Genomic DNA, 22,609 nt, shown 5'->3' on the forward strand with positions numbered 1-22,609 from the left:
ACTGGGACCTTAGACAAGCCTCATCGTTGCAGCTCAGAAGGCACTTTCGCTTTTCCGATCATGATCCGGACGCGACCCCGGATGAAACGCGCAGGCTAGAGCGTCTCCGCCAGGTGCCCGGCCAGCCAGGCCGGGAACTCCGTCAGGTCGGCCAGCACCGCGTCCGCGCCCGCCGCCAGCAGTTCGTCCGCGCGGTAGGGGCCGGTGGCCACGCCCACCGCGACCGCGTCCGCGTGCCGGGCGCCCCGGATGTCGCCGAGGTGGTCGCCGACGTACACCGTCGCACCGTGCTCGCGCAGCGCGTCGCCCTTGGTCTCCGCCCACAGGTCGCCGGCCAGCGCGTCGGCGTGCAGACCCGCGTGCTCCAGGTGCAACCGGGCGTTCGGCTCGTACTTGCCCGTGATCACCGCGACCCGGCCGCCGTGCGCGCGGACCGCCTCGACCGCCGCGTGGGCGCCGGGCAGGGCGACGGTGGGGGCGAAGGCGTGCTCCTGGTAGAGCGTGCGGTAGCGGTCGGCGATGCCGGGCAGCCGGTCGGCCGGGAACCAGTTGCCCAGTTCGTCCAGGAGCGGCGGGCCGAGCCGGGTGACCACCAGGTCGGCGTCGATGTACGTGCCGGTCTCGGCCGAGAGCGCGAGATAGGTGGCCCGGATGCCGAGCCTGGTGTCGAGCAGCGTCATGTCGAGGTCGAAGCCGACGGTGAGCGGGGCGGCAGGCGGGGTCGAGGGCATACCGCCAGGTTATCCAACCCGTCCACCATGGACACGGGGGTGATTTGCCCCGGCTTCTCCGCGGAACTTAGGTTTGCCTCAGTTATCTGCGAGAGAGAGCCATGACCGACACCACCGCGCCCGGCAAACGGCGCCTGCTGCGCCGCCGCGCACTGTGGCTCGCCGCCGCGCTGACCGTGCTGGTCGCCGCGGTGCTGCTGAGCCTGGCGGTCGGCAGCCGCACCATCCCGTTCAGTGAGACCGTCGACGCCCTGCTGCACGGCGGGGACAGCACCAACGCCGTGGTCGTCCGCGAGCTGCGGGTGCCGCGGACGGTGGTCGGCCTCGCGGTCGGCGCCGCGCTCGGCCTGGCCGGCGCCGTCATGCAGGGCATCACCCGCAACCCGATCGCCGACCCGGGCATCCTCGGCGTCAGCCAGGGCGCGGCGGCCGGCGTGGTGGTGGCGATCTCCGGGTTCGGGATCTCCTCCCTGACCGGCTACGTCTGGTTCGGCTTCGCCGGGGCGGTGATCGCCACCGTGCTGGTGTACGGGCTGGCGGGGCGCGGGCGGGGTGGGGCGACCCCGATCAAGCTGGCGCTGGCCGGCTCCGCGATGTCCGCGTTCATCGCCTCGCTCAACACCCTGGTGCTCACCACCGACGCGGCCACCATGGACCGGTTCCGCTTCTGGCACGTCGGTTCGCTCTCCGGGCGCACCGCCGACGTGGCCTGGCAGCTGATGCCGTTCCTGCTGGTCGGCACGGTGCTGGTGTTCGCGGTGGCGCGCGGGCTGGACGCGCTGGCGCTCGGCGACGACACCGCCAGGGGGCTCGGCGCGAAGACCGGGCTGGTCCGGGCGGTCGGCGCGCTCGGCGCCACCGTGCTGACCGGTTCGGCGGTCGCCGCGGCCGGCCCGATCGCCTTCGTCGGCCTCGCCGTCCCGCACGCCGCCCGCGCGGTGGCCGGCGCCGACCACCGCTGGGTACTCGCCTTCTCCGCCGTGCTCGGCCCGGCGCTGCTGCTGCTCGCCGACGCGCTCGGCCGGGTGCTCTTCCCGCCCTCCGAGGTGCCTGCCGGTGTGATGACCGCACTGGTCGGGGTGCCGGTGCTGGTCGCCCTGGTCCGCCGCCGGAAGGTGGTGGCGGCATGAGTTCCGTCGCGCTGCGGGGGTACACCGTGCTGCGGGCCGGCCGCGCCTCCTTCCTGCTGCACCGCCGCTCCGCGTTCGTGGCCACCGGTCTGCTGCTGGCGCTGGCCGTCACCGTCGTCGCCTCGCTCTGCCTCGGCGAGTCCACCGTCTCGCCCGCCGAGGTGGTGAAGGTGGTGCTCGGGCAGCCGAGCGCGCACCAGTTGGTGGTCGGCGAGTTCCGGCTGCCCCGGGTGGTGGTCGGTCTGCTGGTCGGCACCGCCCTCGGGCTGGCCGGCGCGCTGATCCAGACCGTCGCCCGCAACCCGCTGGCCAGCCCCGACGTGGTCGGCGTCTCCTGGGGCGCCACCGCCACGGTGGTCGGCCTGATGGCGTACGGCGTGGTCGGCTCCACCGGCCAGGTGCCCTACGCGGCGGTGGCCGGCGGGCTGGTGGCCGGCCTGCTGGTGTACGCGCTGGCCTGGCGGCGCGGCCTGCACGCCCAGCGCTTCGTACTGATCGGCATCGGCATCAGCGTCGCGCTCTCCTCGCTCACCTCGGTCTTCCTCACCAAGGGCGACGGCTTCCAGGCGCAGGCCGCCAAGGTCTGGATGACCGGCAGCCTCAACGGCTCCGGCTACGACCAGGCCGGCTGGCTGGCCCGGGTGCTGCTGGCCGCCGTCCCGGTGGCGCTCTGGGCGGCGCGGGCACAGCGCTCGATCTCCTTCGACGACACCACCGCCGTCGGGCTCGGCCTGCGGCTGGACCGGATCCGGCTCGGCATGGCGCTGCTCGGCATCGTGCTGGCCTCGTGCGCGGCGGGCGCGGCCGGGCCGGTGGACTTCGTCGCGCTGATGGCCCCGCAGATCGCCCTGCGGCTGGCCCGCTCGGCGCAGATCCCGCTGCTCTGCTCGGCGCTGACCGGCGCGCTGGTGGTCGTCCTGGCCGACCTGCTGGCCCGACGGCTGCTCGCGCCCACCGAACTGCCGGTCGGCGTGGTGACCGGCCTGGTCGGCGCGCCGTACCTGATGTGGCTGCTCGTCCGATCCCGCCGTGGAGGTTCCTGATGCCCGATCACCTGGTGCCCGCCGCCCCGGCGCCCGCCGGCCCGGCGCCCGACCACCGCCTCGAAGCCCGGGGCCTGACCCTCGCCTACGAGGCGCGTACCGTCGCCGAGGGGCTGGACCTGCGGATTCCCGACGGCAGGGTGACGGTGATCGTCGGCCCGAACGCCTGCGGCAAGTCCACCCTGCTGCGCGCGCTCGGCCGGCTGCTGAAGCCCGTCCGGGGCGCGGTGCTGCTGGACGGCGCCGAGCTGGCCCGGATCCCCACCAAGCGGATCGCCCAGCGGATCGGGCTGCTGCCGCAGTCCCCGACCGCGCCCGAGGGCATCTCGGTGGCCGACCTGGTCTCGCGCGGCCGCCAGCCGCACCAGAGCTGGTGGCAGCAGTGGTCGGCGGAGGACGAGGAGGCGGTGGCCGAGGCACTGGAGCGGACGTCGACCGCCGAGCTGGCCGAACGCAGTGTGGACGAGCTCTCCGGGGGTCAGCGCCAGCGGGCCTGGATCGCGATGGCGCTCGCCCAGGGCACCGACATCCTGCTGCTGGACGAGCCGACCACCTTCCTGGACATCGCCCACCAGGTCGAGGTCCTGGACCTGGTACGACGGCTCAACGTCGAACGCGGCCGGACGGTGGTCGCCGTGCTGCACGACCTCAACCAGGCCGCCCGGTACGCCGACCACCTGGTCGCGATGCGGGACGGGCGGATCGTTGCCCAGGGCGCGCCGGGCGAGGTCGTCACGGCGGAGCTGGTGCGGGAGGTCTTCGGGCTGGACTCGGTGGTCGTGCCGGACCCGGTCACCGGCACACCGCTGGTCGTCCCGGGCTCGCCGTGGGCGGTGAAGGCGGACGCCTGACGGCCACGGCACGACCACGGCACGACCGGCGGGGGGCGCGCCACAGGCCGCAGACGAGGACGCATAGCATCATTTCGGACATAATCGACGCGCCGCCGCCCGTTCGCCCCCGTCCGAGGACCGCCGATGCCCCCGATCACCCGCCGTACCCTGCTCACCGGGCTCGGCGGCGCCGCCCTCACCGGGTGCACCGCGCGGCGCGGCACCCCGCTCGCCGACAACGCCGCCGGTGTCCTCTCCCCCACCCCGCTGCCCGCCGTCACCGTCAACACCGCGATGGGCCCGGTGACGGTACCGGGCGCGCCGATGCGTGTCGTCACCCTGGACACCGCCGAACTCGACTCCGCGCTGACCCTCGGCATCACCCCGGTCGGCGCGGCCCGGGCAGCCGTCGACCCCACGTTCCCCGACTACTGGCCCGCCTCCCGGGTCGCCGGGATCACCCCGGTCGGCGCTCCCGGCGCCCCGGACCTCGACGCGATCCGCGCCGTGCGTCCCGACCTGATCCTCTCCAACCAGGCCCGGGACGGCGACCGCTACGACACGCTGCGGCAGATCGCCCCCACCGTCCTCACCCAGACCACCGGCGCCCCGTGGAAGGCCAACGTCCAGTTGCACGCCCAGGCGCTCAGCCGTCAGAACGCGGCCACCGCCTTCGCCGGCGCCTACCAGCGGCACGTCTCCCAGGTGATCCAGGCGCTGGCCGGCGCCAAGGCGTCCGGCCGGAAGATCAGCCTCGTCCGCTTCGTCGAGGGCGGCGGCATCCGGCTGTACGGCAAACAGAGCTTCCCCGGCACCCTGCTCACCGACGTCCAACTCGGCCGCCCGGACGCCCAGAACGTCGACCAGGCCGACATCGAGATCCCCCTGGACCAGATCGCCAGGGCCGACGGCGACCTGCTGCTCTACGCCACCTACGGCAACCCCGGCCGGGCCGGCACCACCGCCACCCTGGCGAGCCCCGGCTGGCAGGCCCTCGGCGCCGTCCACGCCCACCGGGCCTTCCCCGTCGACGACCAGCTCTGGTTCCAGGGCATCGGCTACACCGGCGCCAACTTCGTCCTCGCCCAGCTCCAGCGCTTTCTGGGGGCGTAGGCCTGGCCGGCCGCGTGCCGCCCGTCCGGCTCCACCCGTGATCGGCGCGGACGGGGACCGGCGAGAACAGCCGGGAGGCGCGGCACGCGAGGCCCCGGCCTCAGCCCTCCGTCCGGGCCGCCCGCCGCATGGTCACCCCGAGCAGGAACAGCGCGGAGAGCACCGCCGCCACCCGCAGCGCCCCGGGGGCCGCGGACCAGGTCACCTGGCCGACCTGCTCGCCCGGCTGAAGCGCCTCGCCCCAGCGGCCCTGGGCGCGGCCCCAGAACCAGACGGTGGTCGCGCTCATCGTGATCAGCGGAATGCCGAGAATGGCGAACTTACGGGTGAAGTCGGTCAGTTGACGGGACAGGTAGCCGAGCGCCCAGCCCACCAGCAGCGCCGGGACCAGCCCGACGACCGCACCGCCGACCAGCGTCACCGAGGACAGCAGGAGCAACGGCGACGGGCGGCGGCCGGCCAGCACGCTCTGCCGCGGCGCCCCCGCCGGGGCCCCGCCGCCCTCGCTCCCGGACTTGGCCCTGGCCTTCCTCTTGTTCCTGCGCCCGCCCTTCCCCGCCGCCTTCCCCGCTGCCGTCTCCTCGGCCGGCGCCGGGTCCGGCGTGTCCTCCGCGGGCGTCCGCTGTTCCGGGATCGGCTTGGGGGGCGCCTGCGGCGCGTCCGAGAAGTTGAGCATCACGAGGTCCCAGCCGCCCGGGTCCGCCGAGTACAGCTGCGACGCCGGCGGAGCGTCCGCACCGGCCGACGACCCCGCGAGCGGCCCCTCGGACGTCTCGCCGAACGGTTCCGACACCCTGGGCGGAGCCGCGGGGGCCGGCGGGACGGACGGCATCCCCGGCACACCGGGCGGCCCGGCCGCGTACACACTGTCCCCGTCCGCCGGCCCGCCTCCGCCCGGCGGCTCGCTCCACGGCCCGCGCTTACGCCACCACTCGCCGTCCGACATCACCCAACACCCCGCCTTGCCCGAGCCCGTCCCCGCCGATCGTGACGCTACCCATCCGGCCCCCGCCCACGCGAGCCCGGGCCGCCCGGATGATCGACAGCCGCCCGCGACTCATCCCGCACCGCCACCCGACGCGACTAACCTAGGTCGAATGACCACATCGCAGGGCCCCCAACGCCCCGGGAAGTCCGCCGCCGGCCCCCGCACCCTCGCCGAGGAGCTCCGCACCCGCCCCGACGACGACCTCGCCGCCCTGCTCCGGTCCCGCCCCGACCTGCTCAATCCCGTCCCCGGCGACCTCACCCAGCTCGCCGCCCGGCTCTCCTCCCGTGCTTCCGCGCTGCGCGCCCTGGAACGCCTCGACCGGTTCACCCTCCAGGTCGCCGAGGCCCTGGCCGCCGCCCCCGACGGCGCGTCGCTCGCCACCGTCCGGACCCTGCTGGCCGGCCCCGCCAAGGTGAAGCCGCACCCCGGCGCCACCCCGCTCACCACCGCCGACCGCGCCGCCGTCGCCGCCGCCCTCCCCCGGGCCCTCGCCACACTGCGCGACCGCGCCCTGCTCTGGGGCCCCGACAACGGACTGCGCCTGGTCATCGCGGTCCGCGAGGCCCTCACCCCGACCGCCGCCAACCCCGGCCGCACCGGCCTCGGCCCGACCCTCGCCGAGGCCACGCCCGGAATGTCCCCGGCCCGGCTGCAGCAACTGCTCGCCTCCGCCGGCCTGCCCGCGACCCCCGACCCGGTCACCGCCGTCGCCGCGCTCACCGCGCTGCTCACCGACCGCGCCCGCTGCGACGCCCTGCTCGCCGGCGCCCCCGAACCGGCCCTGCGCCTGCTGGACCGCCTGGTCTGGGGCCCGCCCACCGGGACCGTCCCGGACGCCACCCGCCCGGTCACCGCCGAGGACGCGCAGAGCCCGGTCGAGTGGCTGCTCGCCCGCGGTCTGCTGCTGCCCACCAGCCCCGGCAGCGTCGTGCTGCCCCGCGAACTCGCTCTGCACCTGCGCGGCGGCCGCACCCACCGCATGACCGAACCGGTCCAGCCCGAGCCCGTACCCGACGCTCCACCGCGCGATCCACAGGCTGTGGACAGTGCCGCCGCCGGCCAGGCCCACACCGCCGTCCGGATCGTCGAGGAACTGCTCGACCTCTGGGGCCTCACCCCGCCCGCCACCCTGCGGGCCGGCGGCGTCGGCGTCCGCGACCTCAAGCGCACCGCCCAGGCCCTCGAAACCACCGAGCGCCAGGCCGCCTTCTGGCTCGAACTCGCCTACACCGCGGGCCTGCTGGCCCCCGACGGTGAGGCCGACGAACGCTGGGCCCCCACCCCCGGGTACGACGCCTGGCTCCAGCAGGACACCGCCGGACGCTGGGCCCGGCTGGCCGGCTGCTGGCTCACCGCCACCCGCGTCGCCGCCCTCACCGGCAGCCCGGACGGCAAGGGCAAGCCGCGGGCCGCGCTCGGCCCCGAACTCGACCGCACCCTGGCCCCGTCCGTCCGCCGGGCCACCCTCGCCCTGCTCGCCGAACTGCCGCCCGGCACCCCCGCCACCGCCGACGAACTGCTGCCCACCCTGCGCTGGCAGCGCCCGCTGCGCGGCGGCCCGGCCACCGGCGAGGGCCGCGATCTGCGCGACGACCTCACCGCCTGGACCCTCGCCGAGGCCGAACTCCTCGGTGTCACCGGCCGCGGCGCCCTCGCCGCCCCCGCCCGCGCCCTGCTGACCGCCGAGGCCGACCCGGCCGAGGTGCTCGCCCCGCTGCTGCCGCGCCCGCTGGACCACGTCATCCTCCAGCCGGACCTCACCGCGATCGCCCCCGGCCCGCTGCTCGCCCCGCTCGGCCAGGCCCTCGCGCTCTGCGCCGACATCGAGTCCAAGGGCGGCGCCACCGTCTACCGGTTCACCCCGGAGTCCGTCCGCCGCGCGCTCGACGCCGGCCGCACCGCCGCCGACCTGCAGGTCTTCCTGGAGCAGCACTCCCGCACGCCCGTACCCCAGCCGCTCACCTATCTGATCGACGACGTCGCCCGCCGGCACGGCGTGCTGCGGGTCGGCGCCGCCTCCTCGTACCTGCGCTGCGACGACCCGGCGCTGCTCGCCGAGGTGCTGGCCGACCGGCGCTCCGTCGATCTGCGGCTGCGCCTGCTCGCCCCCACCGTCCTGGCCTCCCAGGCCGCCCCCGACGTCCTGCTCGCCGCCCTGCGCACCATGGGCTACGCGCCCGCCGCCGAGTCGGCCGAGGGCGATGTCCTGATCACCCGCCCGGACCGCCACCGCACCCCGCCGCGCGCGGCCCCCGTCCCCGTCCCCGACGGCCCGCCCACGCCCGACGACACTCTCCTCGCGGCCGCCATCAAGGCCATCCGGGCCGGCGACCGCGCCGCCACCGCCATCCGCCGCGAGCCCACCCCCGACCCGCGGCAGCTGCCGCGCACCGCCGCGGCCGAGACCCTCGCCGCCCTGCAGACCGCCGTCCTGCTCGGCGAGCGGATGTGGATCGGCTACCTCAACGCCGAGGGCCTCGCCAGCCAGCGCATCATCGACCCGGTGAAGGTCGAAGGCGGCTACGTCACCGCCTTCGACCACCACGCCGACGAACTCCGCACCTTCGCCCTCCACCGGATCACCGGCGTGGCCGAACTGGAGGACTCCGCCTGACCGCCGGAACGGAGCCCGGCCGCCGGGACGGAGCCCGCTCCCCGGGGCGGGCCCTGCTCACCGCAGCGGGTCAGTGCGCCTGCCCCTGCTGCATCTTCTCCTTGATCGCCTGATCGGCCAGCGTGCCGATCTCGCTCTGGCCGACCGGCAGGCTGCCGCCGCTGACCAGATCGGCGAGCAGGAACCCGCCGGCCGCGAACGGGCCGCCGGTCTCGCCGAGGCCCGCGAGGGCATGAGCGGAACCGGCGGAGGAGGCGGTGGCGGCGAAGGCCGTACCGGCGAGGGCGAGGGCTGTGAGGACGCGCTTCGACTTGTTCATGCCCGGCTCAACGACGGAGCGGCCCCCCGGTCACCGCCCGGCCCACCGACCGCCCGGGCGGCGGACAGCGGCTCCGGCCCCTCGAAGGCGGCCGAATCACGGTGGCCGCCCGCGTCCGCCACGAAATGCGCGACACTGGAGGGTCTGCGTCGGACCAGCCGGTCAGACCAACCGGTCAGACCAACCGGTCGACCCGGCCGGTCGGCCGGTCATCAGTCCAGCCTGTCAGTGTCAGCCAGTGGAGGGCTTCCCCGCGTGAACGACGGACCGCTCATCGTCCAGAGCGACAAAACTCTTCTCCTGGAGATCGACCACCCCAAGGCCGCCGACTGCCGCCGCACCATCGCGCCGTTCGCCGAACTCGAACGCGCCCCCGAGCACGTGCACACCTACCGGATCACCCCGCTCGGGCTCTGGAACGCCCGCGCGGCCGGGCACGACGCCGAGCAGGTGGTCGACGCCCTGGTGACGTACTCGCGCTACCCGGTACCGCACGCACTGCTCGTGGACGTGGCCGACACCATGGCCCGCTACGGACGGCTCCGGCTCTCCAAGCACCCGACCCACGGCCTGGTGCTCACCAGCACCGACCGGCCGGTGCTGGAGGAGGTGCTGCGCTCCAAGAAGATCGCCCCGCTGGTCGGCGCCCGGATCGACCCCGACACCGTCGTCGTCCACCCGTCCGAGCGCGGCCAGATCAAGCAGGTGCTGCTCAAACTCGGCTGGCCCGCCGAGGACTTCGCCGGGTACGTGGACGGCGAGGCGCACCCCATCGAGCTCGACCAGAACGGCTGGCAGCTGCGCCCGTACCAGGCCCAGGCCGTCGAGGGCTTCTGGCACGGCGGCTCCGGCGTCGTCGTCCTGCCCTGCGGCGCCGGCAAGACGCTGGTCGGCGCGGCGGCCATGGCCGAGGCCAAGTCGACCACCCTGATCCTGGTCACCAACACCGTCTCGGCCCGGCAGTGGAAGCACGAACTGGTCAAGCGCACCTCGCTCACCGAGGACGAGATCGGCGAGTACAGCGGGACGAAGAAGGAGATCCGCCCGGTCACCATCGCCACGTACCAGGTGATGACCACCAAGCGGAAGGGCGTCTACGCCCACCTGGAGCTCTTCGACGCCCGCAACTGGGGCCTGGTGGTCTACGACGAGGTGCACCTGCTGCCCGCGCCCGTCTTCAAGTTCACCGCCGACCTCCAGGCCCGTCGCCGCCTCGGTCTGACCGCCACCCTGGTCCGCGAGGACGGCCGCGAGGGCGACGTCTTCTCGCTCATCGGCCCCAAGCGCTTCGACGCGCCCTGGAAGGAGATCGAGGCGCAGGGCTACATCGCGCCCGCCGACTGCTGCGAGGTCCGCGTCACCCTGACCGACACCGAGCGGCTCGCCTACGCCACCGCCGAGCCCGAGGAGCGCTACCGCTTCTGCGCCACCACGGCGACCAAGCGTCGGGTGGTGGAGGCCCTGGTCAAGAAGCACGAGAAGGACCAGACGCTGATCATCGGCCAGTACATCGACCAGCTCGACGAGCTCGGCGAGGTCCTGGACGCCCCGGTGATCAAGGGCGAGACCAGCAACGCCCAGCGGGAGAAGCTCTTCGAGGCCTTCCGGAACAAGGAGATCAGCGTCCTGGTGGTCTCCAAGGTCGCCAACTTCTCCATCGACCTGCCCGAGGCGACCGTCGCCATCCAGGTCTCCGGCACCTTCGGCTCCCGCCAGGAGGAGGCCCAGCGCCTCGGCCGCGTCCTGCGCCCCAAGGCCGACGGCCACGCGGCCCACTTCTACTCCGTGGTGGCCCGCGACACCGTCGACCAGGACTTCGCCGCCCACCGCCAGCGCTTCCTGGCCGAACAGGGCTACGCCTACCGCATCATCGACGCGGACGACGTGCTCTAGCGGGTCCGTACCCGCCGGTCCGTACCCGCCGAGGATCAGTACCCGACGCCGTCGCGCCCGAGGAAGACCACGCGCGCGGCGGTGTCCAGGGCGATGCCGACGTTGCGGACGGCCCTGGCCAGCGGGTTGCGGCGGCGGCCGGGGACGGTCGCGGCGGTCGCTCCGGCGGGGCGGGCGACGGACTTCTGGGTCGGCACCCGGGGGGTCGTGGCCGCTGCCCGGGGCGCCGTGATGTGTACGGTGCTCATGTCTTCAACGGTAGAACCCGGGCGCGCCGGACACATCACCCCAAAGGCCGTATCCGGCAGGACGGAGGTCGTCCTCCCGATGTACGGAGGCCCTGAGGGCCCCGTCCGGGGAAACCGGGGGTGGAACCCTGGGGCCACCGGGTCTAGGATCGTTCGTCTGCCCCCTCCCGAACCGTGGTACCTGCTGAGTCCCGCAGGCAGCCGGGGGAGGCGCCGACCGTTCGGCAACCGGTCGGCTGTACCCACTGTGAGCTCCAACGATCCGCTGCGCCCGCTTCCGGGGCAGCCGGGAAGGTTCGCTGTGCCCGCCACCCCCACCACCGACCCCCTCCAGCGCGAACGCGACCATCTGGCCGCCTCCAGGGCCGCGCTGCGAGCGATGCGCGAGGACGTCCAGTCGCTGGACATCCGCGACGTGACCGGCACCTGGGTCACCGCCATCGTCCTCCAGAAGCAGATCGAGGCCCGGATCGCCGCCCTGGCCGACCTCTCGCACACCCCGCTGTTCTTCGGCCGCCTCGACTACCTGCACGCGATCAGCGAGGAGCTGTCCGAAGGCAGTGGAGGGGAGAACTTCTACATCGGCCGGCGGCACGTCCACGACGCCGACGGCGACCCGATGGTGATCGACTGGCGCGCGCCGGTCTCCCAGCCGTTCTACCGGGCCAGCCGGACCGCGCCGATGGACGTCGAGCGGCGCCGCCGCTTCGGCTACACCGGCGGCGAGCTGACCGCCTACGAGGACGAGCACCTCACCGACCCCGCCGAGTCGGACACCGCCTCCGCCCTGCTCGCCGCCGAGATCGAGAAGCCCCGCGTCGGGCCGATGCGCGACATCGTCGCCACCATCCAGCCCGAGCAGGACGAGATCGTCCGTGCCGACATCAGCGGCACGGTCTGCGTCCAGGGCGCCCCCGGCACCGGGAAGACCGCCGTCGGCCTGCACCGTGTCGCCTATCTCCTGTACGCGCACCGCGAGCGCCTCGCCCGGACCGGCACGCTGGTCATCGGCCCGAACAACGCCTTCCTCTCCTACATCGAGCAGGTGCTGCCCGCCCTGGGCGAGCTGGAGGTGGCGCAGGCCACCGTGCAGCAGCTGGTCGCGCATGTCGAGGTCCGGGGCGAGGACACCGCGGAGGCGGCCCGGCTGAAGGGCGACGCCCGGATGGCCGAGGTGCTGCGCCGGGCCGTGCGCTCGGGCATCACGCTGCCCACCGAGCCCTGCGTGGTGGTCCGCGGCTCCCGGCGCTGGCGCGTACCGGCCTACGAACTGGTCGAGATCATCGAGGAGTTGAAGGGCCGCGCGATCCGCTACGGTGCCGCCAGGGACGCGCTGCCGCAGCGGATCGCGCACACCGTGCTGCTGAAGATGGAGCAGGGCGGCGAGGCCCCCGACGACCGGGTGCAGGACGCGGTGGCCCGCAACCCGGCGGTCAAGGCGGTGGTCAAGCAGTGCTGGCCGCCGGTCGAACCGGCCAAGCTGGTCCTGCGGCTGCTCTCCGAACCGGAGTTCCTGGCCGAGTGCGCGGACGGCGTCCTCACCCCCGAGGAGCAGCGGACGGTGCTCCGGCCCAGGCCCGGCCGCTCGGTGAAGACCGCCCGCTGGACGGCCGCCGACGCCGTCCTGGTCGACGAGGCCACCAACCTGGTGCAGCGCACCCCCTCGCTGGGCCACGTGGTGCTGGACGAGGCGCAGGACCTCTCCCCGATGCAGTACCGCGCGGTCGGCCGCCGCTGCACCACCGGCTCGGCGACCGTCCTCGGCGACCTCGCCCAGGGCACCACCCCCTGGGCGACGGCCAGTTGGCCGGACGCCCTGCACCACCTGGGCAAACCCGCCGCCCACATCGAGGAGTTGACCAAGGGCTTCCGGGTGCCGGAGGAGGTCATCGCGTACGCCTCCCGGCTGCTGCCCGCGATCGCCCCGGGCCTGGCTCCGGCCAGTTCGGTCCGCGAGGCGCCCGGATCGCTGACGATCCGTCAGGTCGAGCGGGGCGTGCTGGCGGAGGCGGTGATCGCGGCCTGTCACCGGGCGCTGGAGCACGAGGGCTCGACCGGCCTGATCGCCGCCGACGAGCGCGTCCCACTGCTCGCCGAGGCGCTGGCCGCCGCAGGTCTGCCGCACCTCTCCCCCGGCGCCGAGACCAGCGCGGAGGCCCGGCTGACCCTCGTCCCGGCCTCGCTGGCCAAGGGCCTGGAGTACGACTACGTGGTGCTCGACGAGCCGGCCGCCGTGATCGCCGGCGAGCCCGACCGGCGGACCGGCCTGCGGCGCCTGTACGTGGCGCTCACCCGCGCGGTCTCGGGGCTCACGGTGCTGCACGCCGAACCGCTGCCCGAACAGCTGCGCTGACGACAGCCGGACGACGGGTGACAACTGACAGATAACAGAGTCTGTTATCTGTCAGTTGTCACCCGTCACCCACCCCTCAGCCGTCGATCAGCGCCCGCCACTCGGCGACCCTGCCCGCGTCCACCGGCGACTGCCACCCGTCGACGCGCACCGCGCCACCGACGTGGAAGGCGTCGAAGCCGGCCGCCCGCAGGCCCGGCAGGTGCTCGGCCCGCAGCCCGCCGCCGATCAGGATCCGCTGGCCGTAACCGGGCTTCCCGGCCGCGGCCAGCTCCGCCAGCAGCACCTCCCGGCCCGCGTCCACGCCGCCGACCGCACCGGACGTCAGGAAGGTGTCCAGCCCGGGCAGCGCGCCGACGGCGGCGCGCACGGCGGCGCGGTCGGCGCTGTGGTCGATCGCCCGGTGGAACGTCCAGCGGCAGCCCGCCACGGCCTCGGCGACGGCCTCGGTGGCGGCCAGGTCGACGGCGCCGTCGGCGTCCAGGAAGCCGAGGACGAACTCGTCGGCGCCCTCGGCCCGGAGCGCGGCCGCGCGGGCGCGCAGCTCGTCCAGGTCGCCCGGCGCGAAGCCGTCCCGGATCCGCAGCATCACGCGCAGCGGGATGTCCACCGCCGCGCGGATCTTGGCGAAGTCCTCGACCGACGGGGTGAGCCCGTCGGCGGCCATGTCGGTGACCAGTTCGAGCCGGTCGGCGCCGCCCGACTCGGCGGCCTGGGCGTCCTGGGGCGTCAGCGCGATGACTTCGAGAATTGGTCTAGACATATCGGTAGACTGCCACATCCCGCGGCCCCCCGGCGAGCCCCCTGCGGCCGTTTGGCCGGGACCTGCCCTCCGGTCGCGGCCCGTCCTCCGGTCGTCACGCCGCCGGGCCGGGCCACCCGGCGGCGGCCCGGCCCGGTCCGATCAGATCGCGGTGCGCCATCCCTCCGTACCCGGGGGAACGCCGCCGCGCCGCCGCTTGACCAGAACCGCCGCCAGCATCAGCGCCACCGCCGCCGTACCGACCGGGAGCAGCCGCCAGATACCGCCGGTCTCCTCCCAGAGGCTGAACACGCTGAAGGCCGCACTCAGCGGCAGCATCGCGAGCCCCGCCGCGGCGGGCAGCAGCCAGCCGCGCACCACGGTGAGCACCAGGAACAGCGGAACGACCACCAGAACGGTCGACCACGGGGCGTTCATCAGGTAGCGGGTGTCGTAGTTCCCCTGGGCCGCGACCATGAGTCCGCCCAGGACCGCCGACGCCGCCATCAGCGCGCGCGGCCACCCCGTCGGGCGGCTCAGCAGGTCCCGTGGCGCGGCGATGACCAGCAGCCCGGAGAGCACGAACGGCACGACCGAGGTGCTCGTGTAGAGGGTCCACCACCAGCCCATGGCCTCCGGCGCGAACGCGCCCCTCATGCCGAGCAGCCCGGTGACCACCACCCCCACCGCGAAGATCCGCGCCACCGTCCAGCTCCCCACCATCGCGGCGAGGGCCAGCAGGAGCGCCACCACCGGCTGCGCGATCATGATCGCCCGGCCCAGGCTCGTCTCCCCGGCGAAGTTCCAGGCGACGGCGTCCACATCGCTGAACCACGGCGACAGACTCGCCCCCGCGACCGCGGCCGCGATCAGTGGCGCGGCCGCCCCGAGCAGCCGCCCGCCGAGGGAGCTGGAGGTCAGCCTGGTCCGCACCCGCAGGCCGTACGCGGCGAGGTCGAGCGCCTCCCGGGCCAGCGCCTGCCTGCCCGCCTCGGCCGTGGTGTCGGCGAAGACCGCGGCCAGTTCGTCGCCGCGCTCGCGGCGGTAGCGGGCCGGGTAGAGCTGGAGCGCGACCCGCAGGACGACCGTCTGTGTGGTCATGACGGTGGGTGTGGTCATGTGAAGGTCCCCCTGACCCTCGGTCGGACAACGGCGAGGCGCCGCTCGGCCTCGGTGGCGACGGCACGCAGCCGTTCGGCCTCACCGGCCAGGGCGGCGCGGCCGGCCCCGGTCAGCGCGTACGAGCGCCGGGCCCGGCCGTCCACCACCTCCTCGGCCGCGACCTCGATCAGCCCCTGCTGCAGCAACCGGTCGAGGGCGCCGTAGAGCGTGCCCGTCCGCATCGTGACCCGGCCGCCGGAGATCGCGGCGACCTCCTGGATGAGCGCGTAGCCGTGCCGTGGGGCATCGGCCAATGCCGTGAGCAGAAGCAGCGTGGGCTCCTGCATCGCACGTTCTGTCATAGGACTACATATATCGCTAACCTACATATAGGTCCAGTGGAACTCCCACCGGCCGACCCGCCCGACCCGCCCGACCCGGACGCCCAGACTGATCAGGACGACCCGACCGATCCCGACGCCCCGGCCACACCGTCCGCCCGGGCCAGCACAATGAACCCCATGCCGAACACGTCCGCCGCCGCCGGCCCGCCCGCCGCCGCCGATCTGCTCGCCGACTGGACCGCCCTGCTGCACCGCTGCGGCACCGGCACCGACCCCGAACCGTACGGGCGCGAGCTGCTGCGCCGCTGGGCCGAGCCGCAGCGCCGCTACCACACCACCGATCACCTGCGGGCGGTGCTGGGCCACGTCGACACGCTCGCCGGACACGCCGACGCACCGGACACCGTCCGGCTGGCCGCCTGGTTCCACGACGCCGTCTACCGCCCCGACCGCTCCGAGAACGAGGAGCGCAGCGCGGCCCTCGCCGTCCGGGCGCTCACCGAGGCCGCTCTGCCGGCCGCCCGGGTGGCCGAGGTCGCGCGGCTGGTCCGGCTGACCACCACCCACCGCCCCGCCCCCGGCGACCGGGACGGCGAGGTGCTCTGTGACGCGGACCTCGCCGTCCTCGGCGGCACCCCCGAGGCGTACGCGGCGTACGCGGCCGCCGTACGCGCGGAGTACGCCTTCGTCCCCGAGCCGGACTTCCGGGCCGGGCGCGCGGCGGTCCTGCGCCGGCTCCTCGCGCTCCCCGCGCTCTACCGCACCCCAGCCGCCCGCGAACGCTTCGACGCCCCCGCCCGAGCCAACCTGGCCGCCGAACTCGGCCTCCTGGAGGGCTCCGAGTAGGACGCCACGGACCGCGAACGCCCCGGGCGGCACAAGGGCCGCCGTCGCGCCCCGGAGCGCGACGGCGGCCGAAAGCGGTCCCGGCCGGGCGCGGTCTACGACAGCCGGCCGACGGGCGACACCACCGCCCCCTCCTTGCCGCACACCCAGTGCGGCTCGGGCCCGAGCTCCGGCTCCACGCCGAGCGCGTGCGGGTCCCCGTCCGCCGCGCACGCGGTGCACAGCGGCCACCGCCCGTACTCCTCCAGCAGCGCGTCCTGGACGTCCTGGGCGACCAGCCCGAGCACGTACTCGGCGCCGTCCGGCCACTGCCCCAGCCACCAGCGCCGGTGTGTCACGGCGTTCTCCACCAGCGACACCACGGCGGCGTCCGCCACGTCCCGGGCGGAGAGGTCGGCGAGGATCAGCGCCCGCGCGTTGTGCAGGGCGGTCTCGATGTCAGCGGTGTCACCGGTGGAAGCCATCCGTCCATTCTCCCGCAGAACGCCGCATGGGCGGCTCCCCGGAGGGAACCGCCCATGCGAGCGAGGAACTGCCCGATCCGATCGAGTCGGATCAGAAGTCCATGTCACCGCCCGGCATGCCGCCGCCGGCGGCCGCGGCGGCCTTCTCCGGCTTGTCGGCGATGACGGCCTCGGTGGTGAGGAAGAGCGCCGCGATGGAGGCGGCGTTCTGCAGCGCGGAGCGGGTGACCTTGGCCGGGTCGATGATGCCCGCGGCGACCAGGTCGACGTACTCGTTGGTGGCGGCGTTCAGGCCGTGACCGGCGGGAAGGTTGCGCACCTTCTCCACCACGACGCCACCCTCCAGGCCGGCGTTGGTCGCGATCTGCTTGATCGGGGCCTCCAGCGCGACCTTGACGATGTTGGCACCGGTGGCCTCGTCGCCCTCGAGCTCCAGCTTGTCGAACGCGACCGAGGCCTGCAGCAGGGCGACGCCACCACCGGCGACGATGCCCTCCTCGACGGCGGCCTTGGCGTTGCGGACGGCGTCCTCGATGCGGTGCTTGCGCTCCTTGAGCTCCACCTCGGTGGCCGCGCCGGCCTTGATGACGGCCACGCCGCCGGCCAGCTTGGCGAGGCGCTCCTGGAGCTTCTCGCGGTCGTAGTCCGAGTCGCTGTTCTCGATCTCGGCGCGGATCTGGTTCACGCGGCCGGCGACCTGCTCGCTGTCACCGCCACCGTCGACGATGGTGGTCTCGTCCTTGGTGATGACCACCTTGCGGGCGGTGCCCAGCAGGTCGATGCCGGCGTTCTCGAGCTTGAGGCCGACCTCCTCGGAGATCACGGTGCCACCGGTGAGGATGGCGATGTCGCCGAGCATGGCCTTGCGGCGGTCGCCGAAGCCCGGGGCCTTGACGGCGACGGACTTGAAGGTGCCGCGGATCTTGTTCACGACCAGGGTCGACAGGGCCTCGCCCTCGACGTCCTCGGCGATGATGACCAGCGGCTTGCCGCTCTGCATGACCTTCTCCAGCAGCGGGAGCAGGTCCTTGACCGAGCCGATCTTGGAGTTGGCGATGAGGATGTACGGGTCCTCGAAGCTCGCCTCCATACGCTCCAGGTCGGTGGCGAAGTAGGCGGAGATGTAGCCCTTGTCGAAGCGCATGCCCTCGGTGAGCTCAAGCTCCAGACCGAAGGTGTTGCTCTCCTCGACGGTGATGACGCCTTCCTTGCCGACCTTGTCCATGGCCTCGGCGATGAGCTCGCCGATCTGGGTGTCGGCGGCCGAGATGGAGGCGGTGGAGGCGATCTGCTCCTTGGTCTCCACGTCCTTGGCCTGGGCCAGCAGCTGGTCCGAGACGGCGGCGACGGCCTTCTCGATGCCGCGCTTCAGGGCCATCGGGTTGGCGCCGGCGGCGACGTTGCGCAGACCCTCGCGGACGAGCGCCTGGGCCAGCACGGTGGCGGTGGTGGTGCCGTCACCCGCGACGTCGTCGGTCTTCTTGGCGACCTCCTTGACGAGCTCCGCGCCGATCTTCTCGTACGGGTCCTCGAGCTCGATCTCCTTGGCGATGGAGACACCGTCGTTGGTGATCGTGGGGGCGCCCCACTTCTTCTCCAGAACGACGTTGCGACCCTTGGGGCCGAGCGTGACCTTCACTGCGTCGGCGAGCTGGTTCATGCCACGCTCAAGGCCGCGGCGAGCTTCCTCATCAAAGGCGATGATCTTGGCCATCTGAAGTGGTCCTCCGGGACACGGTCGACTGCTCGGACCAAGGGGTGCCCGCGACGGACGGCCCTGGTGTGCGGGGGTCCTTTCCCCTACCGCTCCCGGGGGCCTCACCGACCCGGTCCGCTGTCACTCTCACGCTGTGAGTGCTAACGCCAATGATTAGCACTCTGGCAGGGCGAGTGCAAGCCCAATCGGCAACCCGCGAGCCGCACCGGCCACCCGCGGGCGGACGCGCGACGGGCCCCGGGCGCCACGTGCGGCGGCGCCCGCCGCCGCACGTGCCGACGGGCCCGTACGACGTGTGTCGTACGGGCCCGTCGCGAAGCAAGAGGCGCACCAGCCGATGGGCCGAGCCGAACTCCTGGGGGTCGGAAAGGTCAGACCGCGGCGCGGACCATGTCCGCCTGCGGGCCCTTCTGCCCCTGAGAGATCTCGAACTCGACCCGCTGGCCCTCCTCAAGGGTGCGGTAGCCGTCCATCTGGATCGCGCTGTAGTGGACGAAGACGTCCGCACCACCGTCGACCGCGATGAAGCCGTAGCCCTTCTCCGCGTTGAACCACTTGACGGTGCCCTGAGCCATTCCGAACTCCCCTAGTGCTGTGCTGGCCCTTCACGCGCCCGCAGGTCGCGGGCCCGGGTCTGGTTTCGAGGCCGGCCCGGGGAACCCCCCCTGGACGCAGCCGTGCACGCCGCGGTCCCCCGCCGAGCCACCGGACGGCATCCGATGGGCGGGCGATCGCGTCGATCGCGGCTGAATGTATCCGGATCGACGCCCTCTGCAACAGGGTCAGCCGCAGGGAATTCCCCGGGCCCGCCAGGGGACACCTCAGGTGAAATCAGGAGGAAATCGGCATTTCACGCCGGACATAGCGGACGAATTACTCAAATCCCCTTGAGAATTCTGACATCTGCCTGACATGTTTCACGGCCGTGCGCGCGGCGCCGGTCTCAGCGGCCGGACGGTCACCGGCGATACGGGTTCAGCCGGATTCGGGCGCCGGTGAAAGGGGAAGGGGAGCCCTGTTCCCAGCCGAGCGACACTCTACTCCGACTGGACCCGGAAATATTCCCGCCGAAATGCGGCCGGCCGCCCCCGCGTACGGAATTCGGAATTCCGTACGCGGGAACGGCCGGCCGGGAAGAGCGGCGGACGGGCTCAGCAGCCGCCGGCCACCGCCGGGATGATCGACACGCTCGCGCCGTCCTTGATCTCGGTCGCCAGCCCCTCCGCGAACCGCACGTCGTCGTCGTTGACGTAGACGTTCACGAAGCGGCGCAGCTTGCCGGCGTCGTCCAGGACGCGGGCGGCGATGCCCGGGTGGTTCTTGTCGAGGTCGGCGATGACATCGCCCAGGGTGGCACCCTCGGCGGCGACCTCGGCGGAGCCGCCGGTGTAGGTGCGCAGGATGGTGGGAATGCGGACGTTGGCGCTCATGGCGGGGGCTCTCCTAGCGGGGTGGTGGTCAGGCGGAGGCGAGGCCGGCGTCGCGGAAGGACTCCAGCGTCGGGCGGATGACGGTGGTCATGCCGGAGTCGGAGACGGCGTCCAAGGTCTTCAGGCCGTCGCCGGTGTTGATCGCGACGGTCTCCTTGGCCGGGTCCAGCTGCCCGGTCTCGACGAGCTTCTTCAGCACGCCGACGGTCACCCCGCCCGCGGTCTCGGCGAAGATGCCCTCGGTGCGGGCCAGCAGCTTGATCGCGGCCACCACCTCGGCGTCGGTGACGTCCTCGACCACGCCGCCGGTGCGGCGGGCGATGTCCAGCACGTACGGGCCGTCGGCCGGGTTGCCGATCGCCAGCGACTTGGCGATGGTGTCCGGCTTGACCGGGCGGATCACGTCCCGGCCGGCCTTGAACGCGGCCGACACCGGCGAGCAGCCGGCCGCCTGCGCCCCGAAGATCCGGTACGGCCGGTCCTCGACCAGACCGAGCCTGATCAGCTCCTGCAGCCCCTTGTCGATCTTGGTGAGCTGGGAGCCCGAGGCGATCGGGATGACGATCTGCTCCGGCAGCCGCCAGCCGAGCTGCTCGCAGATCTCGTACGCCAGCGTCTTGGAGCCCTCGCCGTAGTACGGGCGGAGGTTGACGTTCACGAAGCCCCAGCCCTCGCCGGCCGGGTCGCCGATCAGCTCCGAACAGAAGCGGTTGACGTCGTCGTAGTTGCCCTCGATGCCGACCAGCTCGCCGCCGTAGACCCCGGCCATCACGACCTTGCCCTGCTCCAGGTCGTGCGGGATGAACACGCAGGACTTGAATCCGGCCCGGGCCGCCGCCGCACCGACCGCGCCGGCCAGGTTGCCGGTGGACGAGCAGGACAGCGTGGTGAAGCCGAACGCGCGGGCCGCCTCGATGGCGCAGGCCACCACGCGGTCCTTGAACGAGTGGGTGGGGTTGCCCGAGTCGTCCTTGATGTGCAGCTGAGCGGTGAAGCCCAGCTCACGGCCCAGGTTGTCGGCCTTCACCAGCGGGGTCCAGCCCGGGTTCAGGTTGGGCTTCCCGGCGACATCGGCCGGAACGGGCAGCAGCGGGGCGTAGCGCCAGATCGACGCCGGGCCGGCCTCGATCCGCTTGCGCAGGTCCTCGGCGGCCTCGCCGCCGAAGTCGTACGCGATCTCCAGCGGCCCGAAGCACTCCAGGCAGGCGAAGCTCGGACCGAGCGGAAAGCGGGTGCCGCACTCCCGACAGGACAGCGCGGCGGCGGGGCCGAGGTCAACGGTGAGGGATGCGGGTGCGGCGGTGTCGATAGCCATGATGGCGGAGGCCTCTCTCCTCATCTTCCCCGTGACGCGGTCGCGCCACAGGCCGGAATTGGCACCTGTCCCGCCGGGCCTGTACGACAGCCGCGCGAGAAGGTTGCCGGGACGTCAACGGGCCGTTCCCTCAGTCCCTCTGGATGAGCTCTGTGAAGTTGTGGTCCTGCTCAGCGGTGACCCCGGCGTGCGAAGGTCCGATCGCTGTACGAAGACTGTATCCGAAGGCGTCAACCCCGAACGGGACCGTCCGCCACGCGAGATGCCCCGTCCCGTCCGAACCCGTCCCACCCGAACCCGCCGAGGAGAGACCCGTGCCCGCCGAACCGACCCCCGCGCTCCTTCCGCAGGCGGCGTCCTGGCTGCGCCGCCGCTCCTGGAGCGCGGCCGACCGCCCGGTCGGCACGCTGCTGGACGCCAAACGGGCGGCGGGCCGGGCGGGCACCGTCAGCGTGGTCCTGCCCGCGCTGGACGAGGAGGCCACCGTCGGCGACATCGTCCGCACCGTCCGCCGCGAGCTGATGGAGCGCCTCCCGCTGGTCGACGAACTCGTCGTGGTCGACTCCGGCTCCACCGACGCCACCGCCGCGGTCGCCGCCGGGGCCGGCGCCCGGGTGGTGCACCGTGACGACATCCTGCCCCGGCTGCCCGCCGCCCCCGGCAAGGGCGAGGTGCTCTGGCGCTCCCTGCTGGTCACCAGCGGCGAGATCGTCTGCTTCGTCGACGCCGACCTGCGCGAGTTCGACCCGGCCTTCGTCTCCGGCATCATCGGCCCGCTGCTCACCGAACCCGACATCCAGCTGGTCAAGGCCATGTACGACCGGCCGCTCGAAGTGCCGTCGAGCGGCCCGTCCGACGCGGGCGGCGCGGTCGTCCCCTCCGGCGGCGGCCGGGTCACCGAGCTGGTCGCCCGCCCGCTGCTCAACCTGCACTGGCCGGAGCTGGCCGGCTTCGTCCAGCCCCTCGGCGGCGAGTACGCGGCCCGCCGCTCGCTCCTCGAACGGCTGCCGTTCCCGACCGGCTACGGCGTCGAGCTCGGCCTGCTGGTCGACGCCCTGGAGACCGCCGGTCTGGACGCCCTGGCCCAGGTGGACGTGGGCGTGCGCCACCACCGCCACCAGGACGGCCAGGCGCTCGGCCGGATGGCCGCCACCATCTACCGCACGGCCCTGGAACGCCTCGACCGCACCCACCGCCTCAAGGCCTCCGCCGACCTGGTGCACCCGCTGCTCACCCAGTTCACCCGCGACCCGGAAACCCGTGCCTTCACCGCCCACACCCACCCGGTCACCGGCCTGGAACGGCCCCCGATGCACACCGTCCCCGAGTACGTGAGCCGCCACCTGCCGCACTGACCGGGGTTTGCCGACCCTGGCCCCCGG

The 22,609-nt window shown here is 73.6% G+C and carries 21 protein-coding genes and 1 riboswitch; of the genes, 9 read left to right on the forward strand and 12 right to left on the reverse strand.

What is annotated here, in order from left to right; genetic code table 11:
* Positions 1 to 95: 95 nt before the first annotated feature.
* Complete coding sequence (locus AB0P06_RS29340) at positions 96 to 731, reverse strand: HAD family hydrolase (protein WP_363612566.1); 636 nt, start codon at positions 729 to 731, stop codon at positions 96 to 98.
* Between the two features lie 101 nt (positions 732 to 832).
* Between AB0P06_RS29340 and AB0P06_RS29345 the strand changes: the two genes are divergently transcribed.
* The 4 genes from AB0P06_RS29345 to AB0P06_RS29360 all read left to right on the forward strand — a co-directional run bounded on the left by AB0P06_RS29345 (position 833) and on the right by AB0P06_RS29360 (position 4,850).
* Complete coding sequence (locus AB0P06_RS29345) at positions 833 to 1,861, forward strand: iron ABC transporter permease (RefSeq protein WP_363612568.1); 1,029 nt, start codon at positions 833 to 835, stop codon at positions 1,859 to 1,861.
* Positions 1,858 to 2,904, forward strand: a complete 1,047-nt coding sequence (locus AB0P06_RS29350; protein WP_363612570.1) for an iron chelate uptake ABC transporter family permease subunit — start codon at positions 1,858 to 1,860, stop codon at positions 2,902 to 2,904. The genes AB0P06_RS29345 and AB0P06_RS29350 overlap by 4 nt, the downstream gene beginning before the upstream one ends.
* Positions 2,904 to 3,755, forward strand: a complete 852-nt coding sequence (locus AB0P06_RS29355; protein WP_363612572.1) for an ABC transporter ATP-binding protein — start codon at positions 2,904 to 2,906, stop codon at positions 3,753 to 3,755. Before AB0P06_RS29350 ends, AB0P06_RS29355 begins: the two co-directional genes overlap by 1 nt.
* Positions 3,756 to 3,881: 126 nt before the next feature.
* Entirely contained in the window at positions 3,882 to 4,850 is a 969-nt protein-coding gene (locus AB0P06_RS29360) for an iron-siderophore ABC transporter substrate-binding protein (RefSeq protein ID WP_363612574.1), read from the forward strand.
* 100 nt (positions 4,851 to 4,950) lie between these two features.
* On the opposite strand, the gene AB0P06_RS29365 is transcribed toward AB0P06_RS29360, so the two are convergent.
* On the reverse strand, positions 4,951 to 5,643 hold the full coding sequence (locus AB0P06_RS29365) for a hypothetical protein (RefSeq protein WP_363612576.1): 693 nt from the start codon (positions 5,641 to 5,643) through the stop codon (positions 4,951 to 4,953).
* A 304-nt stretch (positions 5,644 to 5,947) separates the two neighbouring features.
* Between AB0P06_RS29365 and AB0P06_RS29370 the strand changes: the two genes are divergently transcribed.
* Complete coding sequence (locus AB0P06_RS29370) at positions 5,948 to 8,455, forward strand: helicase C-terminal domain-containing protein (protein ID WP_363612578.1); 2,508 nt, start codon at positions 5,948 to 5,950, stop codon at positions 8,453 to 8,455.
* A gap of 70 nt (positions 8,456 to 8,525) precedes the next feature.
* On the opposite strand, the gene AB0P06_RS29375 is transcribed toward AB0P06_RS29370, so the two are convergent.
* Positions 8,526 to 8,774 carry a hypothetical protein gene (locus AB0P06_RS29375; RefSeq protein WP_363612580.1) on the reverse strand — a complete coding sequence of 83 codons (249 nt, stop codon included), beginning with the start codon at positions 8,772 to 8,774 and terminating at the stop codon, positions 8,526 to 8,528.
* Between the two features lie 255 nt (positions 8,775 to 9,029).
* On the opposite strand from AB0P06_RS29375, the gene AB0P06_RS29380 reads away from it, so the two are divergent.
* Complete coding sequence (locus AB0P06_RS29380; RefSeq protein ID WP_363612582.1) at positions 9,030 to 10,667, forward strand: DNA repair helicase XPB; 1,638 nt, start codon at positions 9,030 to 9,032, stop codon at positions 10,665 to 10,667.
* A 35-nt stretch (positions 10,668 to 10,702) separates the two neighbouring features.
* On the opposite strand, the gene AB0P06_RS29385 is transcribed toward AB0P06_RS29380, so the two are convergent.
* Positions 10,703 to 10,915, reverse strand: coding sequence for a hypothetical protein (locus tag AB0P06_RS29385; RefSeq protein ID WP_363612584.1), 213 nt, complete (start codon positions 10,913 to 10,915; stop codon positions 10,703 to 10,705).
* A 301-nt stretch (positions 10,916 to 11,216) separates the two neighbouring features.
* Between AB0P06_RS29385 and AB0P06_RS29390 the strand changes: the two genes are divergently transcribed.
* Positions 11,217 to 13,268, forward strand: coding sequence for an AAA family ATPase (locus tag AB0P06_RS29390; RefSeq protein ID WP_363612586.1), 2,052 nt, complete (start codon positions 11,217 to 11,219; stop codon positions 13,266 to 13,268).
* A 76-nt stretch (positions 13,269 to 13,344) separates the two neighbouring features.
* Here AB0P06_RS29390 and AB0P06_RS29395 read toward each other — a convergent pair whose 3' ends face one another.
* From AB0P06_RS29395 to AB0P06_RS29405, 3 genes are all read right to left on the reverse strand, one after another.
* Complete coding sequence (locus AB0P06_RS29395; protein WP_363612588.1) at positions 13,345 to 14,031, reverse strand: copper homeostasis protein CutC; 687 nt, start codon at positions 14,029 to 14,031, stop codon at positions 13,345 to 13,347.
* Positions 14,032 to 14,172: 141 nt separating this feature from the next.
* The gene (locus AB0P06_RS29400) at positions 14,173 to 15,111 is read right to left on the reverse strand and encodes a hypothetical protein (RefSeq protein ID WP_363612590.1); all 939 of its coding nucleotides are present in this window, start codon (positions 15,109 to 15,111) and stop codon (positions 14,173 to 14,175) included.
* Positions 15,112 to 15,125: 14 nt separating this feature from the next.
* Positions 15,126 to 15,473, reverse strand: coding sequence for a PadR family transcriptional regulator (locus tag AB0P06_RS29405; protein WP_363612592.1), 348 nt, complete (start codon positions 15,471 to 15,473; stop codon positions 15,126 to 15,128).
* A 159-nt stretch (positions 15,474 to 15,632) separates the two neighbouring features.
* Here AB0P06_RS29405 and AB0P06_RS29410 point away from each other — a divergent pair, with 159 nt between their 5' ends.
* The gene (locus AB0P06_RS29410) at positions 15,633 to 16,301 is read left to right on the forward strand and encodes a hypothetical protein (protein WP_363612594.1); all 669 of its coding nucleotides are present in this window, start codon (positions 15,633 to 15,635) and stop codon (positions 16,299 to 16,301) included.
* A gap of 95 nt (positions 16,302 to 16,396) precedes the next feature.
* Here the strand turns inward: AB0P06_RS29410 and AB0P06_RS29415 are convergent, their stop codons facing one another.
* From AB0P06_RS29415 to thrC, 5 genes are all read right to left on the reverse strand, one after another.
* Complete coding sequence (locus AB0P06_RS29415; protein ID WP_363612596.1) at positions 16,397 to 16,765, reverse strand: hypothetical protein; 369 nt, start codon at positions 16,763 to 16,765, stop codon at positions 16,397 to 16,399.
* Between the two features lie 91 nt (positions 16,766 to 16,856).
* Positions 16,857 to 18,479, reverse strand: coding sequence for a chaperonin GroEL (groL, locus tag AB0P06_RS29420; RefSeq protein ID WP_363612598.1), 1,623 nt, complete (start codon positions 18,477 to 18,479; stop codon positions 16,857 to 16,859).
* A 374-nt stretch (positions 18,480 to 18,853) separates the two neighbouring features.
* Positions 18,854 to 19,057 carry a cold-shock protein gene (locus tag AB0P06_RS29425; RefSeq protein ID WP_030289665.1) on the reverse strand — a complete coding sequence of 68 codons (204 nt, stop codon included), beginning with the start codon at positions 19,055 to 19,057 and terminating at the stop codon, positions 18,854 to 18,856.
* Positions 19,058 to 19,633: 576 nt separating this feature from the next.
* Positions 19,634 to 19,912, reverse strand: coding sequence for a ubiquitin-like small modifier protein 1 (locus AB0P06_RS29430; protein WP_363612600.1), 279 nt, complete (start codon positions 19,910 to 19,912; stop codon positions 19,634 to 19,636).
* A 28-nt stretch (positions 19,913 to 19,940) separates the two neighbouring features.
* A complete protein-coding gene (gene thrC, locus AB0P06_RS29435; RefSeq protein WP_363612603.1) occupies positions 19,941 to 21,227 on the reverse strand; it encodes a threonine synthase in 1,287 nt (428 codons plus the stop codon).
* 17 nt (positions 21,228 to 21,244) lie between these two features.
* Positions 21,245 to 21,377, reverse strand: a riboswitch (SAM riboswitch).
* Between the two features lie 164 nt (positions 21,378 to 21,541).
* On the opposite strand from thrC, the gene AB0P06_RS29440 reads away from it, so the two are divergent.
* A complete protein-coding gene (locus tag AB0P06_RS29440) occupies positions 21,542 to 22,582 on the forward strand; it encodes a glucosyl-3-phosphoglycerate synthase (protein ID WP_363612605.1) in 1,041 nt (346 codons plus the stop codon).
* Positions 22,583 to 22,609 lie beyond the last annotated feature (27 nt).

It is taken from the genome of Kitasatospora sp. NPDC088351 (genome assembly GCF_040685575.1).
Classification (GTDB): domain Bacteria; phylum Actinomycetota; class Actinomycetes; order Streptomycetales; family Streptomycetaceae; genus Kitasatospora.